Annotated in this window: 15 protein-coding genes and 1 tRNA gene; 10 read left to right on the top strand and 6 right to left on the bottom strand. The window is 38.5% G+C overall.

Annotation, left to right across the window (positions count from 1 at the left end):
- Nucleotides 1-140: 140 nt before the first annotated feature.
- Both ACOWPH_RS16065 and ACOWPH_RS16060 read left to right on the top strand, forming a co-directional pair.
- Complete coding sequence (locus ACOWPH_RS16065; protein ID WP_250855220.1) at nucleotides 141-1,430, top strand: CHAT domain-containing protein; 1,290 nt, start codon at nucleotides 141-143, stop codon at nucleotides 1,428-1,430.
- A gap of 92 nt (nucleotides 1,431-1,522) precedes the next feature.
- Nucleotides 1,523-2,668, top strand: coding sequence for a transporter substrate-binding domain-containing protein (locus tag ACOWPH_RS16060; protein ID WP_015216381.1), 1,146 nt, complete (start codon nucleotides 1,523-1,525; stop codon nucleotides 2,666-2,668).
- 42 nt (nucleotides 2,669-2,710) lie between these two features.
- On the opposite strand, the gene mazG is transcribed toward ACOWPH_RS16060, so the two are convergent.
- Nucleotides 2,711-3,514: a nucleoside triphosphate pyrophosphohydrolase gene (mazG, locus tag ACOWPH_RS16055; RefSeq protein WP_015216380.1), complete on the bottom strand. Its 804-nt coding sequence runs from the start codon at nucleotides 3,512-3,514 to the stop codon at nucleotides 2,711-2,713.
- Between the two features lie 23 nt (nucleotides 3,515-3,537).
- Nucleotides 3,538-4,128, bottom strand: a complete 591-nt coding sequence (locus ACOWPH_RS16050) for a metal-binding protein (protein ID WP_015216379.1) — start codon at nucleotides 4,126-4,128, stop codon at nucleotides 3,538-3,540.
- 130 nt (nucleotides 4,129-4,258) lie between these two features.
- Here ACOWPH_RS16050 and ACOWPH_RS16045 point away from each other — a divergent pair.
- Nucleotides 4,259-4,331: transfer RNA gene (locus ACOWPH_RS16045), tRNA-Val, on the top strand.
- A gap of 645 nt (nucleotides 4,332-4,976) precedes the next feature.
- Nucleotides 4,977-5,621 (top strand): hypothetical protein, encoded by a 645-nt coding sequence (locus tag ACOWPH_RS16040; RefSeq protein ID WP_015216377.1) that lies wholly within the window; start codon nucleotides 4,977-4,979, stop codon nucleotides 5,619-5,621.
- Between the two features lie 1,738 nt (nucleotides 5,622-7,359).
- On the opposite strand, the gene ACOWPH_RS16035 is transcribed toward ACOWPH_RS16040, so the two are convergent.
- From ACOWPH_RS16035 to ACOWPH_RS16025, 3 genes are all read right to left on the bottom strand, one after another.
- Complete coding sequence (locus ACOWPH_RS16035; protein ID WP_015216376.1) at nucleotides 7,360-8,946, bottom strand: diguanylate cyclase domain-containing protein; 1,587 nt, start codon at nucleotides 8,944-8,946, stop codon at nucleotides 7,360-7,362.
- Nucleotides 8,947-9,318: 372 nt separating this feature from the next.
- Nucleotides 9,319-10,029, bottom strand: a complete 711-nt coding sequence (locus ACOWPH_RS16030; RefSeq protein WP_015216375.1) for a hypothetical protein — start codon at nucleotides 10,027-10,029, stop codon at nucleotides 9,319-9,321.
- 40 nt (nucleotides 10,030-10,069) lie between these two features.
- On the bottom strand, nucleotides 10,070-11,128 hold the full coding sequence (locus ACOWPH_RS16025; protein WP_150111040.1) for a hypothetical protein: 1,059 nt from the start codon (nucleotides 11,126-11,128) through the stop codon (nucleotides 10,070-10,072).
- 584 nt (nucleotides 11,129-11,712) lie between these two features.
- Here ACOWPH_RS16025 and ACOWPH_RS16020 point away from each other — a divergent pair.
- Together ACOWPH_RS16020 and ACOWPH_RS16015 are read left to right on the top strand one after the other, a co-directional pair.
- Nucleotides 11,713-12,645, top strand: a complete 933-nt coding sequence (locus tag ACOWPH_RS16020) for a carbohydrate ABC transporter permease (RefSeq protein ID WP_015216373.1) — start codon at nucleotides 11,713-11,715, stop codon at nucleotides 12,643-12,645.
- A gap of 252 nt (nucleotides 12,646-12,897) precedes the next feature.
- Complete coding sequence (locus tag ACOWPH_RS16015) at nucleotides 12,898-14,562, top strand: FAD-dependent oxidoreductase (protein ID WP_015216372.1); 1,665 nt, start codon at nucleotides 12,898-12,900, stop codon at nucleotides 14,560-14,562.
- 60 nt (nucleotides 14,563-14,622) lie between these two features.
- On the opposite strand, the gene ACOWPH_RS16010 is transcribed toward ACOWPH_RS16015, so the two are convergent.
- Nucleotides 14,623-14,775: a hypothetical protein gene (locus tag ACOWPH_RS16010; RefSeq protein WP_015216371.1), complete on the bottom strand. Its 153-nt coding sequence runs from the start codon at nucleotides 14,773-14,775 to the stop codon at nucleotides 14,623-14,625.
- Between the two features lie 24 nt (nucleotides 14,776-14,799).
- Between ACOWPH_RS16010 and ACOWPH_RS16005 the strand changes: the two genes are divergently transcribed.
- The 4 genes from ACOWPH_RS16005 (at nucleotide 14,800) to ACOWPH_RS15990 (ending at nucleotide 18,993) form a co-directional block, all read left to right on the top strand.
- Nucleotides 14,800-16,203: an ATP-binding protein gene (locus ACOWPH_RS16005; protein ID WP_015216370.1), complete on the top strand. Its 1,404-nt coding sequence runs from the start codon at nucleotides 14,800-14,802 to the stop codon at nucleotides 16,201-16,203.
- Between the two features lie 177 nt (nucleotides 16,204-16,380).
- On the top strand, nucleotides 16,381-16,764 hold the full coding sequence (locus ACOWPH_RS16000) for a hypothetical protein (RefSeq protein ID WP_015216369.1): 384 nt from the start codon (nucleotides 16,381-16,383) through the stop codon (nucleotides 16,762-16,764).
- Between the two features lie 246 nt (nucleotides 16,765-17,010).
- Nucleotides 17,011-18,408 carry an ATP-binding protein gene (locus ACOWPH_RS15995; protein ID WP_015216368.1) on the top strand — a complete coding sequence of 466 codons (1,398 nt, stop codon included), beginning with the start codon at nucleotides 17,011-17,013 and terminating at the stop codon, nucleotides 18,406-18,408.
- A 195-nt stretch (nucleotides 18,409-18,603) separates the two neighbouring features.
- Nucleotides 18,604-18,993: a COG3650 family protein gene (locus tag ACOWPH_RS15990; protein WP_015216367.1), complete on the top strand. Its 390-nt coding sequence runs from the start codon at nucleotides 18,604-18,606 to the stop codon at nucleotides 18,991-18,993.
- Nucleotides 18,994-19,051 lie beyond the last annotated feature (58 nt).

The following is a 19,051-nucleotide window of genomic DNA, read 5'->3' as shown; positions in this document are numbered from 1 at the left end:
TTACTAATGTTGGGTTGTTGGGTTTGGTTCCTCAACCCAACCTACAATACTTTTGGGGTAAATTAATGCTTCACAATAGATTAAAAAAATGGATTATCTTTCCTTTATTACTAATATTAGTATTTTTGAGCTCAATTACCTTGAGCCTAATTTTCCAACATCAACCTGCGATCGCTGTTAAAGAACAAGACTGGGATAGATTTCTCAAAACCAAAGACTTTACTACAGCAGTCAATGAAGTTGAAAAACATTGGGAAACAGATTATGAAGAGTATTTTAACCAAAATCTTGGCGATTTTTCACTCAAGGCTGAAGATATAGCAAAAACTCTTTCTAATCTATCTCAACAAACTGCCAGCAACCCTGCGGTAATCTGGATATGGCCGCGAGAGAAACAACTGCAACTAGTAATAATTACTCCCAGTAAAAAGCCAGAAGTTTATAGTGTCACAGATGCTGATAAAGAAACTTTGATTAATCTTGTCAAAAAACTAAAGGCAGAAATCACCAGTCCCAGTAGACGCAAGACTAAATCATATTTAAAACCAGCCCAAAAACTATATGAATGGATGGTAAAACCATTAGAACCCACTCTCAAAGCAGAAAAAATAGATACATTACTTTTCTGTTTAGGTTCTGGTTTACGGACTCTACCCTTAGCAGCATTGCATGACGGAGAAAGCTTTATAGTAGAAAAGTATAGTATTGCTCGGATTCCTGCTTTTAACCTGATCAAAACTGACTACAATAAAATTAAAAATGCACAAGTTTTGGCTATGGGTGCATCCGAATTTTCTCAACTTGAATCTTTACCAGCCGTACCAGTAGAATTGGAGAGAATTACTCAAGAATTGTGGTTAGGTAAACAATTTGTTAATCAACAGTTTACAGTCAAGAATTTACAAGAACAGAGAAAAAAACAGCCTTTTGGAATTATTCATTTAGCTACCCATGCAGAATTTAAACCAGGAAAACCTAATCAATCTTATATTCAGTTCTGGGGTAATGAAAGAATAGGAATAGATGAGATTGAAAAATTGAAATTGGGTCAACCACCAGTAGATTTATTAGTTTTGAGTGCTTGTAGAACTGCATTGGGAGATCGAGAAGCAGAATTAGGTTTTGCGGGGTTAACAGTGAAGTCAGGAGTGAAATCAGTTTTAGCGAGTCTTTGGAATGTTAGCGATATGGGAACCTTAGCTTTAATGACTGAATTTTATCAACATTTACAGAAGACACCACTCAAAGCAGAAGCACTCCGACAAGCGCAAGTTGCCATGCTGAGAGGGAAAGTAAGTTTGCAAATGGGTAAGTTACAAGGATCTAGTCAGGATTTACAACTCCCACCAGAGTTAGCAGAATTGGGAGATGAAACTTTTTCCCACCCTTATTATTGGTCTGCTTTTACAGTTATTGGTAATCCTTGGTAACAAGCTGTGTATCAAAAATATAATATTTGCGCTTGGGTAAGCATGATAAATAAATACTATGTTTTATTTTGTTTGACTCAACGCAAATTTCTATGGTACAAGCCCTTTCTATTCGATTTCGCCAAATCATTGCCTACCTTGCCAGAAAGCATCATATTTCGCTAGGATTAATAGGCGGAATGCTAGTATTATTACTGATATCTGCTCCCGGACTTGCCCAAAACCCAGAATCCCAACAACCTTTATTAGTAGCTACAAGAGAAATACCACCCTTTGTATTTTCTGATCAAGGTAAGTTATCAGGATTTAGTATTGATCTTTGGGATAGCATCGCCAAGCAGATGAATGTAGAATCTAAATTTGTTGAATATCCCACCGTAGCAGACTTACTAACTGCCGTTAAAGAGAATAAAGCTGATTTAGGAATTTCTGCCATTTCCATTACAGCCCAACGTCAGGAAAATTTTGATTTTTCCTTACCCATGCTTGCCTCAGGACTTCAGATTTTAGTACCCAAGCAAGTAACAAGCGGTAATTCTTTATCCAATATTTGGCAATTATTTTTCTCGGCAGGCCTGTTGCAAGTGATTGGTGTAGCCTTAGTACTGGTGATAATTGCAGCCCATATAATTTGGTTATCTGAACGCCATCACCCAGATGGGATGATTCCCAAATCATACTTTCCTGGTATTTTCAAAGCTTGTTGGTGGGCAGCTGCCACATTAGGGGCGCAAGTTGACGAAATGCCCAAAGGTGCTATCGGCAGAATTTTAGCTATTATCTGGATGTTTATCGCTATTATTTTCGTCGCTTACTTTACGGCTAGTGCTACGACAGAGTTAACTGTACAGCAACTTCAAGGTGATATTAGAAGTATAAACGATCTCCCAGGTAAAGTAGTAGCAACAACCTCTGGTAGTACGGCAGCAGCATACCTGCGAGAAAAAAAAATTACCGTTTCAGAATTCCCTAAAATTGAACAAGCTTATGATGCGCTATTAACCAAAAAAGCAGCTGCTATTGTATTTGATGCTCCTGTACTCCTATTTTATGCAGCCAATGAAGGCAAAGGTAAGGTAGAAGTTGTTGGTAGTATTTTCCGGGAAGAAAACTACGGTATAGTTCTACCTAACGAAAGTCCTTATAGGAAAAAAATCAACAGAGCTTTACTCAATTTACGAGAAGATGGAACTTATCAAGCTTTGTATGAAAAGTGGTTTGATACAAACAAATCTTAAAGCAATTTGTAATCATGCATCCGGCAGACTACGCCAAAGTAATTACCCCTGAGCAAGTTTAGCCTTTGCCTGTTGCCAAAGTGCATCTAACTCCTCCAAACTATAATCTGTCAGAGGACGATCAATAACGTCCTCCATTTTTTGCAACCGCTGGATAAATCGCTGACTTGTACCTTGCAAACCTGCACTAGGATCAAGATTATGCCATCTAGCAACTTGAATTATTGCAAATAGTAAATCACCTAATTCTGATTCTTGTCTTTCTTTAGTTTCTTCAGCTAAAGCCTGTTGAAATTCCCCTAACTCTTCGTGAAATTTTCCCCAAACTTCATCCACATTATTCCATTCAAAACCAACATTCGCAGCCTTTTGAGAAATCTTCATCGCTGCATTTAAAGGGGGAAGACTACGCCGATAACGACTAAGTTTATCACTCAGTTTTTGAGCTTCTGGTGTTTCTCCCTTTTCTGCGGCTTTGATAGTTTCCCAATTTTGACGTACCTCATCAATATTTTTTACCGTGACATCACCAAAAACATGAGGATGACGACGAATCAACTTTTGAGAAATACCCTCAGCCACCTCTTGTAGAGAAAAATCACCGACTTCACTAGCAATTTGAGCTTGTAATACTACCTGTAATAATAAATCACCTAACTCTTCTACGATCGCATTTTTATCCCCAGTTTGAATTGCATCAACCACTTCATAAGCCTCCTCAATTACACAGGGAGTAAGACTTTGGGGCGTTTGTGCCAAATCCCAAGGACAACCTCCAGGCGATCGCAATTTTGCCACCACATCAATCAACTCCTGCAAAGCCACCAAAACCCCATTATCTACCATAAAACCTCAGCGTCCCTTTGCGTTTACCTCAGCGTCCCTCTGCGTTTTTTAACCGCCTTTACTCCCTTCCGCCTCTTCATTTTGCCATTAGGAAGTAACCCTTGCATCCCCTGCTTTTGAAACCGCTTATAAGCCGAATTACTCCAATCGCTCAGAGAATGACTCATAGCCCCCAATTCAAACCCCACAAACAGAGCAAAAAATTCCCCATAATAGAGAAAGAGCGATCGCCCCACACCCCTCCAAACATCCCCCCAATTCAACGCCACATTCCCCAACTTCGCAAACAACACCAAAGCCAAAATCCCGACAACCGCCAAAAAACTCGTTAGATACACCACCCGCAAAGTCGTGCCAATAATTGGCCCATGGGATAAAAAAGACCGATGGCGCAGACTTTTTTGATACGGTAGCCAAATCCAACGGAGAAAACCCCAACGCTGAAATTGACGGGAGTAAATATCCAAATCGGGGCCAAACATCAACCCCCCAAACATAAACCCACCCGCCACCAACAAAGTCATATTACTGCTGCGAGTCGAAACCAAAGTCACACCAGCCACAAATGGCAAAGACCAAATAGTAATGCGATCGTGCGTCTGACCAGAGGGCATCTTTTAAGATAGAGTGCGGTTAGCTCGGCATTTAGCCCGTACTGAGTCAGTATAGTGCATAGACAAAAAAATTTTCAAAATACTTGCAAAATTTTCAAACCCTGTGCTATATTAAATAAGTGACAAAAACGGGCGGTTAGCTCAGTTGGTAGAGCGCCTGCCTTACAAGCAGGATGTCATCAGTTCGAGTCTGGTACTGCCCATTACCCGTTTTCCTTGCTGTATTTGTTTTTTTGAGTGCGATCGCAGCAGTTATGGCGCTGAGAGTTTATTTTGGTAGTCTTTAGACGACTTTTGCTATTAGGCTTAGAATTGATTCTGAGGCGGTTGTTAAGAATCAAATAGCCTTGGATATTGATGATGTGGAAATATTTTTATGATTAATTATAGTTGATTAATGTTGGGTTATGCCTCCGGCACACTTCGTGAACGTTCCTCAACCCAACCTACAAGATCAGCGATCGCACTGTGCAAATAGCGACGTTATCGAATAAGCCTTTGATTAGTGCAATACCTTGTCCAAATTGGAAAAAACCTTGATTTGTAGGTTGGGTTGAAGCATGAAACCCAACGCATTTTTTGGGTTGCGCTGTCGCTTAACCCAACCTACCGAAAATGGACAAGGTATTGTTAGTGGAAATGATATTTCCGTTGCCTAGTTTAGGCTTGCTACAGTAATACTTCTAATATAATATCGTGTTCGGTGAAAAACTTATCACTAAATCCGCAGGGAGCAGGGTTTTATGGTTTCTTCACAGATTTCCCGAATATAAATGAGCAACTGGACATGATATTAGTTATTCTTTGTAGTTAGAAAATGAGTTATTTATAAAATTGATTACTTTGGTATGTTACAACAAATTAATTACTTCCAATATCTAAAGAAGTCAAAAAATTTTTTGTTAGTAAATCAAAAATTTTGTTATTTATTTTTAAGGCTCTTGGCTGTTAATATTATGTCGCTCAATTTGCTTTTGGCTGGATGTCAAAGCCCAGATGGCGGTAATAAGGCAATGAGTGACAAGAGAGAAAGATTAATTTTACAGGCAAAAAGTAATTTAGAAATTATGCTAAAAGAGCAAGAAAAAATTTTTTTAAAGAAAAAAGAATTTACTCTGTTTCCTGATAGATTTGGTAAAGACCCATCATTGACAGATTGGCTTTTTACAGATCCTTCAAGCTGCTATGGTTACTATAGTAGAGCAGGTGATAATAACACTAATGTTACTAATAGTATTTACTTATATGCTTTCCAAGATGCTTGTAAAGATCAGTGGAGGTTCAGACTTAATTTATATGTTGGTGCTATTTTTGCAGTTCCTATTTCTGACAATAAGCAACTGAAAACGATAAGTATTCTTTGCAAAGAAAATAGATCAGCTTCTTTGTCTAGGAAAGATTTACCTCCAATACTGTACAATCAAGGCTTATTAAAGTGTCCTGCTAAAACTACTCAAGTTTACTTTAATGAATCAAGTACTTCTACAAAATGATAAGCGGAACAAGATGACATTGAAGTCCTTGAATAAGTTATTATGTAAGTCATACCATTTTTATATGAAGCTGCATATAATAAAAGGAACAAACTTGATAAAATAAAATAACCATGAGCCGCCCTTTTAAGATTGAAATAGCAGAGAGCAAAGAAGAACTTAAAAACGTCTACAAACAGCCAACTTAGGGAATCAGAAAGAAAAACTGATGATGCTGTGGTGGATAAAAAGCGGGCAGATGAAGAAGCAGCAAGAAATTGGAAAACGCTTGGCCAAAGATACTAGCCCTTTCAAGGTGGTGAAATTTGGAACGAAGATTTGTTGTTTAAACCTTCAAAAAACCCCAAATATGGGCAGAGGGTTTAAGATAATCTCATGGAAATGACGTATTTCCATTAGAGGATGTTTGAAAAGTATCAGAATCGATTGAGATCCACCCTTTTTAAAGGGGGCTAAATTCTTCAAAGTCCCCCTTTTTAAAGGGGATTTAGGGGGATCTACAAGTGTTAGATCCCACACGACAAAGTTTTCAAACATCCTCTTAGTCACCTTGAAAGGGCTAGTCCTAAAATAATACTATTTTATTGATTTATTGATTACTTAGATACTAAAGCTTTTTGTATTTGGCATTTTGGCAGATTTTCTGTTTGTTGCATTGTTATCCTAGATTCGCGAATGTCTTTGTGCGATATTTCCGACTTGCAGAATCCCTCGGTCTATAACCGGGGGTCTTTTTTTATAACTAAAACTGCGTGTCACACTCAATGTAAGATTGTAGGGTGCGTCAGACTCCAAAATTCGGTAAAAATTAACAGATTTTCGGCATCTGACGCACCTGACTAATATGCCTGATGATTTATTTGCCTAAAAAGCACCAAGATTTGGCCAATTTTAATCATTCGGTATATAAACAAGCTAAGAAAATTACTACAAAACCGCTTGAGGGAGTTCCTAAGCGGTTTTGGTAGCACATCTATATTGATGCCATATTTTTGGTATAGAGGGTTCGGTATAAAGTCCTAATTCCTTAATTCAAGAGAATTTTGAGCTACCAGGAAAATTACAAAAATCCATCATTTGACGTATTGAAGATAACTAACAAACCTTTCCCTCCGATAGAGTGAATTGCTTGGTGAGCAGGATAAATTGGTATCAAGACTAGTCCACATTCCAATGTCTTTGATTCTATCCTCCAGTAACTGAACTTTGCTGGAGGTGATTTTTTAATCGGGATATGTAAGACACATCGCTATGAAAAAGCGCCAGTGAAAGCGGATTAAAATCTGGCGCTGAGATTCCATCAGTTGTGTACGTATCATCAACTAAAGTTTAGAAGACAGGAATATTAGCCAATTTTCTTAAAATTCAATTGTCTGAAATATTAACAATTTCTTGGCGATTCTATCTTCAGTACCACTAATATTTTGCTGCCAGAAAAAATACGCGTTTTTCTAACAGTTTCAGTGGAACGCTAGTTTCTATTGGAATGATAGTCTAATAAGTTAATGTTAACAATTAACTTATTAGTTCTTAACAATTAAATTTGATTATTTTATATCAATAAAATATCTATACCAAAACATACTAGGGTGGGTTAGCAAAGTAGTCCGTAATTCATCATCAACTTAGGCATCAATTTAGGGATAATAGTGGGTTAAGCGGCAATAACCCACCCTAAAAATTGGGGGCTTTTTTTATTTGGAAGTTCCTATCATTTGTAATTGGGAATAATCGGTAATTAGCCTCTATAATATACACAGTAAGTATTGCGTCCTTGGGCTTTTGACCTGTAAAGTGCTTGGTCTGCTGCGGCAATCATATCTTCTGGTGCAGTCTCGTCTGTAGGAATCATACTGCTAATACCAATACTCAATGTTACTAACTCATTTGCTAAAGAACATTGGTGCGGGATGGCCATCTTGGCTATTTCTTGTTGAATTTTATTGGTGATATAAATTGCTCCTTCTAAATCAGTATTGGGTAGTAAAATCACAAACTCTTCTCCACCATAGCGAGCGACTAAATCAGCAGGTCGGTTGCAGCTTTGTACCAATGCCTGTGCTACTTGCCGCAGACATTCATCACCTGCCTGATGACCATAGTAATCGTTATAATACTTAAAATAATCTATATCGCCCAGGAGCAGAGCCAAGGGTAATCTTTCTCTTTTTAGTCGTAGCCACTCATGACTGAGTGCGTCATCAAAACATCTACGATTGGCAATTTGTGTTAATCCATCTAGATTTGCTAACCGGAGTAATTCTTTATTTGCTTGTTTAAGAGCTTCCTCAGTCTTTTTGCGGGCAATAAATCCACCTAATTCTAGAGCAACAGCCTTTACTAACTCTACAAGTTCTGAATTATAGTCTAAGAGCGATCGCTTGAAAAAACACATCACCACTAGTACCTCTCCCTCTATGGTAATGGGTACAGCAAATGCAGTTTTTAATCCTGCACCCTGCACTAGTTCAAGCCTTAAAAATACATCTTCCCCCACTTGTAAAATATCTTCAATCCATTCCAGTTGCTGCGTTGCCCAAACTCGTCCTATAAGTTTTACTCCATAAGTAAAAGTGTAATTTAAACTTGCTTCATGAAACTGTCTTAAAGCTTGATCAGAACAATTGTAGTAAGCTTGACTTAGTTGCAATGATGTCCCATCTAAGTCTGTAATCCAAGCCTCACCATAGTCCCAATCAATCATTCGACAAACCTCACGCAAAACATCCTCTAGAGCATGATGTAAATCGGGGGCTTGACCGACTAAATTAATTGTTGTTAGTAACAATTTAAGTTTGGTTTCAATTCGCTTGCGCTCCTGAATTTCTTTGACTAAAACCTGATTATGTTGATAAAGTTCTTGTCCTTGTCTAACAATAGTGAGTTGATGATGAACTCTAATTAATACTTCTTCTGCTTGAAAAGGTTTGGTAATGTAGTCAACACCTCCCATTTCAAACCCTTTTACTTTATCAGCAGCAGTGTTCAGGGCGCTTAGAAAAATGATGGGAATATGACGAGTTTCATGGTTTTTTTTCAGCATTGAGCAGACTGTATAGCCATCAAGGTTTGGCATCTTGATATCCAACAGAATCAGATCCGGTGCGTCAACTTTAACTGTATCTAAGGCAACTTCTCCACTGATTGCTTTTCTAACTTTGTACCCCTCCTTGCTAAGGATGACAGATAATGTACGTAAGTTATCTGGATGATCATCAACTACTAGTAAATTAGCTCTGTACTCTAATGCTGCTGTTTTCACTAACAAAACTGAGGTTAAATTTTTGAGACTGTAACCGAATTCACTTTGAATCTGGTAAGACATTTATTCAAAAAGCTTGGCATTTGTAGAAAAAATTTTTCCTTAAATTACTCTTATATTCCTTTATAAATGGCGAAAGCCTTGATATCAAGTTGCTAATAAGATCATTGCTTACTAGTGATGCTTCATTATGCACGTTACATTAGAAATAGCTCATAATACAATCTAAACTTTATCTAAACTTTGCACTGAATTTTATTTTTATCTTAGTTAATGCATTGGCAGCTATTCATACCAATATGAAAATTGTTTTTAATGTGAGAGGTTTTATCCAGGCAATAAGGTAAAAGAAAGTGTAATAAGAAAATTACCATGCTTTCTGAGAAAGACATGGTAACATTTAATAAATTATTGCATGAGGTATATAGGATCAGCCTATTGAAGAGCAGCCCTTAGCTCTCTCAGCACTCTACCAGCTTCTTGAAAATTTTCATCTTGCGAAAGCTTCTTAAGAGTCTCAACATTACTTTCACGAACAATCTGGTTGTAGGCACTAATAGCAGCATTCAACTGATTGATATCCACATTCGCTGTATTAATGTCGATATTATTTGTTGGATCTACCTGGGCAATCACAGAAATAGTCTTTAGAGATTTAGTACTTGCTACTGGCTGTCCTGGGGTTAATTGCCCAACAGGAAGCCCAGGAACAGAGGCTATACGAGAGAAGCAAAGACGAAATAGGTTTTTTACTAATTCTTGCACTGTTGACGATGAAGCACCTAAATTGACAAATTGGGTGTTTACCGTTGTGGCTGCATTTTCAGCACCTTCTCTGCCTATGACAAGAATGATAATGAGGCTATTTCTCTTAAAACTGTTAATGATATTGACAGCAGTTAAATTCAACTTATCTTGAATTCTGGGTGAGGGATTAATTATCCCATCATTACCCACAGACACGCCATCACCTGATTGTGTTCCTTGATTACCAAAACCGAAACTATCACCAGTCACACCCGATGAATCTGGACTAGTTCCTGGAACAACAAACTGACCAGCATTGGTTCTGAGAGGGGAAACCACTAGAGAACTCAATAACATCAATACTAGGCCAACTTTGAAGGTCAATTTTTGCTTACTCATGCTTTTGCCTTAAATTTCAGCAGTGAAAAAATTTAGATGATTAGAACTGGAAAATATACCCTGCACTCAGACTAAAGCCAACACCATTATTCAAATTATCAGTTACGTCGGTGAAAATGGTATTAACAACTATGGGAGTATTCTTCAAAGGAACAAAAGAAGCTCCTAGGTTGAGACTGTTTCCAGTCCAACTGCTCACCAGAGATGCTGCTGGTGCAACTCTTAAACCTAAACTACCAAAAACATTCACTGCATTTTCATTAGCTTGACGCGCACCTTTAGATGCAAAGCTACCAGAACCAAGACCGACAGAAACAGTTACTAGATTAAATGATTTGGTAACTACTCCGTAGATGGTCTCTTTTGCTTGGTTTGCTTCTCCCCATTTGACTGGGTTTGACCAACCAACAGCTACTGCTGTACCATCTGGTAAATATTTATGTAGTTTAAAACCAACGGTTCCACTATCACCAAAGTCGCCGAGGTTTTCTTCTTGACCACCGACACTAATGATATTAGTGGCAACTTCTAGACCCACAGATTTTACTGCATCTCCTAAACCGAAACCAAGAGACAGAGAACCGTCAACATCGCCGTCTTCTAGGGGGAAGAATGCTCCACCACCAATGAATGCTTGACCAAAACTTGCACCATAAGCGGTAGGTGTACCAGCACTTGATGAAGGTGCTGCGGTTAATCGACGTTTGCCTGTTGATCCCACAATGGGTTCGATTAACAACTGTTGGCGCAATTCATTACTTTCACCAAAAGTATCTCCGACACTTCCAGAAGAATCTATTTGAGCAATTAGTTTTGGTTGCTGCTTAATAGCAATAGGTTCAACTTGTTGGGAATCCACTAGCTTTTGTGCCAGTGCTGTTTCTTCTGCTGTCACCTTTTGTTGATCAGGTAAAGAAGATAGTTGCGAAGTTTGGTTAGAAATTACTTCACTGCTTTGATTTTCAATAAGTAAGTTCTCAACAGCAGATGCGGGCTTGCGTGAAATAGCTGTAGCGACAAAAAGGCAACTTAGGATAGCTGCTCCTATAAACCTCACCCAACTAAGGGCTACCATAGTCGAAAATTTTGCGTTTGTCAAAGTCTTGCTCCTCACAGTGTTGTTATGCACTTGAAAAATTATACCAATACTTTCGGGTTAAAAATCAAAGTCTTAAAAGTAACATTTTATAAAGTAAATATAACGCAAAATATATAAAAAACTAAGGATTACTAATTAACTTACTTGCTGTCTGTTTGCATGGTGAAAGTAAATTATGTTTGTCCATAATAATCAATGGAAGTGTTACCTAGAAAGGGTTTTGATAATATAATCTCATGAGAGAATTGCAAATAATTCGCATTCGCTAAATTTAGGGGAACAAAAAATTGTCAATTAAAGTCAATATTCAAATTTCTAAAAATTGACTAATCATTGATACATTTTAGATGACCATGTATTAGTTATAATTATCAAAAAAATGTGCTAAGTTTGTTCTGAATATGATTAGCTAATTGTGGAAATTACGTAGGAAGTCAAAGAAGTTGAGATTTTACATTTGGTAAAGTTTGATGTTCACCTTACTTATCCGTAAGTTCTGATGAAAACTAAATCAACTGCACTTAATGTAATATATATATTTTATATAATGTAGAATACACACTACTGAGAGTTTAAGCATAACTATGTTTGATCAATTCATGCCTAATAAGCGGATTTTTATTCAACAGAAATTAACGCCTTATTTATTTTTATTACCAGCTTTAGCGATCTTAAGCTTAACTGTTTTTTGGCCAGCCCTACAAGCCTTTTACCTTAGCTTTACTAGTTACCAAGATATTGGGGAAGCACCTAAATTGGTAGGGTTTGACAACTTTTTTCGTTTGTGGAAAGATGTTGTTTTTTGGAAAACCTTAGAAAATACCTTTCTCTATCTTGTTGGTGTTGTGCCAATCTTGGTAATTGCTCCCTTAATTTTGGCAATTTTGGTAAATCAAAAACTGCGGGGAATGAATTGGTTTAGAACTGCATATTACACCCCTGTGGTAATCTCAATGGTAGTTGCGGGGATAGCTTGGAAATGGTTATATGCTGAGAACGGATTACTAAATCAATTTATCAAAACTTTAAATATATTTCCCGAAGGAATTCCTTGGCTAACTAGCCCAGTAAAAATATTAGGAATTGTACCCATTTCTCTTGCTAGTGTCATGGCTGTGACGATTTGGAAGGGTTTAGGTTACTATATGGTAATTTATTTAGCTGGACTGCAATCTATTCCTGTTGATATCTATGAAGCAGCAGCAATTGATGGTTCAGATAGTATTCGTAAACATTGGGATATAACTATTCCTTTAATGCAGCCTTATTTAGCTTTGGTAGCAGTAATTTCAGCGATTTCGGCTACTAAAGTATTTGAAGAAGTTTACATAATGACTGGGGGTGGCCCTCTCAATAGCTCGAAAACAATTGTTTACTATTTGTATGAGCAAGCATTTAGTAATTTAGAAATTAGCTATGCTTGTACAATTGGTTTGGTGTTATTTTTAATAATTTTGGTTTTATCAGTTTTGCGCTTGGTAGTGAATCAACAAGATAGTAATAATTTAGGTATGTAATTTGCAGTAATATAGCAGAATCCAGGAGTTATGAATCAGGAGTAAAAGTCTTTTTCTGTATGGCTACGCGATTCAAGCTATGACAACTTTTCTGGATTGCTATAACGGTTATCGGTTGATTGAGATACAAAAACCCCACCCCCAACCCCCTCCCCGCTTGCGAGGAGGGGGCTATGATTTACCTCATTCAAATGCATACAGCTGTATCTATTTTGCACAATAATCAGAATTGGAAAAAACAAAGAAAAAATTATGAATAAACCGATGATTCTGACGGTGGATGATGACCCACAGGTGTTACAAGCGATCGCTCGTGATCTACGGCGAGAATATGGCGATCGCTTCCGCATCTTACGCGCAGACTCAGGCGCACAGGCACTAGAAGCCATCAAAGAATTAAAATTACGCAATGAAACAGTAGCTTTATTTCTGGCAGATCAGCGAATGCCGCAAATGACCGGGATCGAATTTCTCCAAGAAGCAATCACCATCTTTCCCGAAGCCAAAAGAGCATTACTCACAGCCTACGCTGATACCGACGCTGCGATTGCAGCCATCAATAAAACCAATATCAACTACTACCTCACCAAACCTTGGGACCCACCAGAAGAACGTTTATATCCCATACTCAACGACTTACTTGATGACTGGTTAGCCTCCTACCATCCACCCTTTGAAGGCATTCGCGTTGTTGGTAATCGTTGGTCTCCTGACTCCCATAACATCAAAGATTTCCTCGCCCGCAATCATGTTCCCTATCAATGGTTAGACATTGAACGCGACCAAGAAGCCCAAGATTTACTCAACTACAGTGGTGAAAACAAACTCAGCCTCCCCCTCGTCATCCTAGGAAACGGAGAACGTTTAGTCAAACCTAGTAATATTCAAATCGCTGAAAAAGTAGGACTGCAAACCCAAGCCAAACAACCATTTTATGACCTAGCCATTATTGGTGGTGGCCCTGCTGGTTTAGCCGCCGCAGTTTATGGCGCATCAGAAGGGCTAAGAACAGTCATGATCGAACGAGAAGCCCCAGGAGGACAAGCCGGTACAAGCTCTAGAATTGAAAACTATCTTGGCTTTCCTGTCGGTCTGAGCGGTGCAGATTTAGCCAGAAGAGGAGTTACCCAAGCCAAACGCTTTGGTGTAGAAATTCTCACACCCCAAGAAGTCATCGGTATTCGCATCAACGACTCCTATCGTTACGCCCTTCTTAAAGACGGTTCAGAAATTGCTTGTCATGCCTTAATGTTGGCAATGGGAGTATCTTGGCGACGTTTAAACGTACCCGGAATTGAAAAACTCACAGGTCGCGGTGTCTATTATGGCGCAGCTATGACTGAAGCAATGGAATGTAGTAATGAACAAGTCTACATTATTGGGGGAGCTAACTCCGCTGGACAAGCAGCCATGCACTTTAGTAAATTTGCCAAACAAGTACATATGTTGGTTCGCGCAGACAATCTCGCTAAGGGAATGTCACAGTATCTAGTTGACCAAATTGGCGCTACAGAAAATATCATCGTCCAACTTAATTCCAGCGTCATTGAAGCTAAAGGAGAAGATAGTTTAGAAGCTTTAACTATCCTTAACAATGTCACCGATGAACAGGAAACCGTCGCGGCTAACTCACTATTTATTTTTATCGGTGCAGTCCCTCACACCGACTGGTTAGAAGGCATTGTAGAGCGAGATGAGCGCGGTTTTATTCTCACTGGCCCAGATTTGTTTAAGGATGGGAAACGTCCAAAGGGATGGTATGCAGACAGAGATCCTTACCTCCTAGAAACCAGCATACCCGGTATTTTTGCTGTCGGTGATGTGCATCATGGTTCTGTGAAACGCGTTGCTTCAGGAGTCGGGGAAGGTTCTATTTGTGTAAGTTTTATTCATCAGTATCTAGCTAAGGTTTTGTAAGGAGTTCGGAGTTCGGAGTTCGGAGTTCGGAGTCAGGAGTCAGGAGTCAGGAGTCAGGAGTCAGAAGAAAGATATATCTTGACCAATGCCCAATGCCCAATGACCAATGACCAATGACCAATGCCCAATGCCCAATGCCCAATGACCAATGACCAATGCCCAATGCCCAATGCCCAATGCCCAATGACCAATGACCAATAACCAATAACCCATTCCTTATTCGGATGTTTAATTGCAATGCTGGAAATAGAAGCTTTACGCGAAGTGAAACTGTTTGCAGACTTAACTGATGAACAGTTGCGGTGGTTGTGCGAACAAGGAAAAGAAGTTTGGCTTGAACCTGGTGATATCCATCGTGCTGCGGGAGATCCTGCGGATCAAGTCTTTATCTTGATTGATGGTGAAGTGCAAGTTACTCAACAAGTAGGTAATCAAAAGATTATTTTGGTCAACTATGGCTCAAAAACCTTGTTTGGTGAGTTGCTAATGTTAACTGGAGAAACCCGATTACCCGGTACTGGTAAAGCTGTGCAGCCTTGCCATATTCTGGAATTAGACAAAGATATATTTTGGCAAATGCTGGCTACAATGCCTGCTGTGACTACTTCTATTTTGCAAACAACAGCACAGCGGTTACAGGAATTACAATCTATGTCCCAGCAGCGGGAAAAATTAGCTGCTTTAGGAACGATGGCTGCTGGACTTTCTCATGAGATGAATAATCCCATGGCTGCGGTCAGACGTGGTATTGGGGAACTGCAACAGCTATTTCAAGATTTACCATCTCTGGTTCTCCAACTGAGTCAGCAGCAACTGAATCAGGAACAAGTCAAATATTTGGCTACTTTGCAAAAAGATGTAATTGAGCGGCAGCAAAAGTTTTCCCAATTATCTCCCTTGTCTCAGTGCGATCGCGAAGATGAATTAATCGACTGGCTAGAAAATCATGGAGTTAAGGATGGTTGGAAATTAGCTCCTACCTTAGTTGCGATCGGACTAAATTGCGAAGACATCGACAAAATGACTCAGCAATTACCATCTGAGTCTTTAGGCGCGATCTTAGCCTGGCTAGAATCCACGTTAACGGGACTGGGATTGCTTTCTGAACTAGAAACAGGTTCAGCCCGTGTATCGGAGCTTGTGAAGGCACTTCAGGATTATTCCTACATGGATAGCGCCCCTCTACAAGAGGTCAATGTCCATGAAGGCATAGAAAGTACCCTGAAAATGATGCACCACAAAGTTAAAAATGGCGTAGTCATAACGAAAGAATACGGTAATTTACCTAGAATTAGCGCCTACGCTAGTGAGTTAAATCAAGTATGGACAAATCTAATTGATAATGCCTTAGATGCTATTGGTTGTGAAGGTCAAATTCACATCCGGACTAAATGCGAAAATGAACAAATTTTAATAGAAATTGTTGATAATGGACATGGTATATCACCAGAAATTCAATCCCGCATTTTTGAACCTTTTTTCACCACCAAGAGTGTTGGGAAAGGTAAAGGATTAGGTTTAGATATTGTTTACCGGACTGTAGTTGGCAAGCATCAAGGTGATATCAAATTTACCTCCTGTTCTGGTAACACCTGCTTTCAAATTCGTCTTCCAGTCGAGATTAAATCATGTGATGAGTGAGGTGATAGGTGAGATAACAGAGATAAGGAGGTAATATTTATATTGCTTCTGCTTTCTACTTCTTGTCTCCTAATTCCTAACTTGCTACTGACACATTAAATTAGTTCCAAAATGCACTGGATCTTTGATAATGAATCGCATAACCTAGACTGTCAGCTATCTTCTTTTAGGAAATTTATGAACAAAAAGCTTATACTTAATTTGCTTGCTAGTTCCTCAATTTTTACATCCTTGATGTCTACACTGGGGATAATCAATCCTGCCCATGCTGGCGTTGATCTTAACCAGCGATTAATACACACGAATGATGGCCGTACCTGTATCACTAATCCCCACGGGATGAAAGATTTTGTGTGTATCCGAGATGCTGAGAGAGATCCAAAGGCGGCTCCTGCACCTAAATCAATGGTACTCTCGATGCAGCCATCTGATAGCAACATTGCAGAACTGGATTTTACCGAGGAGGAAAGCGATGCGGCAATTAGGATCTTTTCGTGCGACTGTCCTTTTTGTGTCAATTCTTTACGACAATTACGTGGTACTGGCAACCTAGTTTACTAAGCTTTATATAGCAATTCCCAAGCTCATGAAATACACCCCACCCGCGCTGTCGCGCACCCTCCCCTTACCAAGGGGAGGGTTGGGGAGGGGTAATTTTGTATCTAACTAGAGTGGGAAAGGCTATAGCATCAGCGATGCTGTGAAAATCTGTAGAGACTTTATTTACAACGTCTCTACAGAAAGCTTTAGAAAATCATTCATCATCACGACGTAGAAACGTTCCGCTTTCTTTAATAAGGAGTTTTCATGCAGCAAGAATCCAATAATTCTGCTACTCTTTTCCCCCGCTTGTCAGATGAAGTGTTGCAACATCTGAAAGAATATGGAACTGAGATAAATTTGAGTGGTGGTGAGTATTTATTTAAAGAAGGTGATAGCAGTTATGACTTTCACGTTGTTTTAGAGGGAGAAATTCAGGTAACAAAGCAATTAGGGGGTCAGGAAAAGATACTTGCTAAACATCAACGAGGTGAGTTTATTGGCGAGCTTTCTATTCTCACAGAAACTGATTCTGTTGTTAGTGGATATGCAACTGTAGCTAGTCGGATACTCAAGCTAGAACTCAAAATTTTTAAACAAATTATTGCTACTTTTCCCCCTTTAGCTGATATTGTCATTTCGACTTTAGCCGCAAGAACAAAAACAGTTGAACAACAACTACAACAGCAGGAAAAACTGGCATCTCTGGGTAAGTTATCAGCAGGCATTGCTCATGAGTTGAAAAATCCAGCCGTAGCAGGAGCAAGAGTAGCAGAAGAATTACAAACTCGTTTTCAGGAAGCACAAACTCTAGCTTTACGACTGCATCAATATTCATTTACTAATGCACAATTAGATTTTTTGGCTGACTTCCAAGACCATACTCAAGCTGGTATAGTTTCAACTAAACTTGATTTGCTCATGCAGAGCGATATTGAAGATGAAATTACCGACTGGTTAGAAGAACATCAAGTAAGTAAAAGTTGGGAAATTACTTCAGTTTTAGTAGATGCTGGTTTGGATAGCCACAAACTAGAACTTATTACCCTAAAAATACCTACAAATGCTATTAATGATGTCATTCATTGGTTAGCAGCTAATTTAACAACTGCAACACTAATTAAAGAAATTGAGCAAAGTAGCGCTCGTATTTCTGAACTAGTGAAATCTGTTAAATCCTATGCTCACATCAATCAACTTCAAGTTAATATTCAGCAAGTTGATGTCCATGAAGGAATTGAAAATACTCTCACCATGCTCCGTCATAAATTAAAAGGTGGTATTGATATAAAACGGGAGTATGGGCAGAATTTACCATTTATCAGCACCTATGGTAGTGAACTTAATCAAGTTTGGACAAATTTGATTGATAATGCTATTGATGCTCTAGAAGGAAAAGGTAAAATTTGCATACGTACTTTCCAAAATGATGACTATTTAATCGTAGAAATTGCTGATAATGGATCTGGTATTCCTCCAGAAATTCAGTCCCGCATTTTTGAACCATTTTTTACTACGAAAGGAGTTGGTCAAGGTAGTGGTTTAGGTTTAGATATTGTTCATAATCTTATAGTTGATAGACATCATGGCAAAATTCAACTTCACTCCCAAGCAGGGGAAACACGCTTCCAGATTTTTCTTCCTATCGGGATTGTAATAAATTAACTGGAAGAATGAAATATAGCACTTCCCATTTAAGTAAGGTACAAGCAGTATTAATTAAACGCAGATGAACACAGATATTTTTGTACTTTATTAGACTAGGAAATGCTATAAATGTCTTTGATTTTTGCAGCTATAATATAGAAATCCTATTTGATTTTTGGAAAAACTTAGTTTGTAGGATGGAAATTACTAATCATGAAATTCTTAACTTCTGCCATTACTATATTGGGAATTGGTGCTAATTTCTTAGTATCTGATCCGAGTATTGCTCAATCATCTAAAATTGAAGAATTTATTGCTAGAGGTACAGAACCATTTTGGAGTGTGACTGTCAGTAAACGCGGAATTATCTATGCTTCTCCAGATACGAAACAGCAAACTTTCCCCTATACCAAACCATTAAAAGCTGAAGGAAGACCAACGGATATAGTTAGAGTTTACAGGCTTAGAGGTAGGGAAAACAATATATTAATTCTGAAAAAAGTGAGTAGCTGTAGTGATGGTATGTCAGATATAAATTATCCATATTCTGCTGTTTTTATTTTGGGCAATAAAGTTTTAGAAGGTTGCGCTGACAAGAAATAATACAGCAGATATAAGCAGTCAATTGTCTTTAATTACGAATTACGAATTACGAATTACG

The organism is Anabaena sp. PCC 7938 (genome assembly GCF_049315035.1).
GTDB lineage: Bacteria > Cyanobacteriota > Cyanobacteriia > Cyanobacteriales > Nostocaceae > Anabaena > Anabaena cylindrica.
This window is presented reverse-complemented; position numbering and strand designations above follow the sequence as displayed.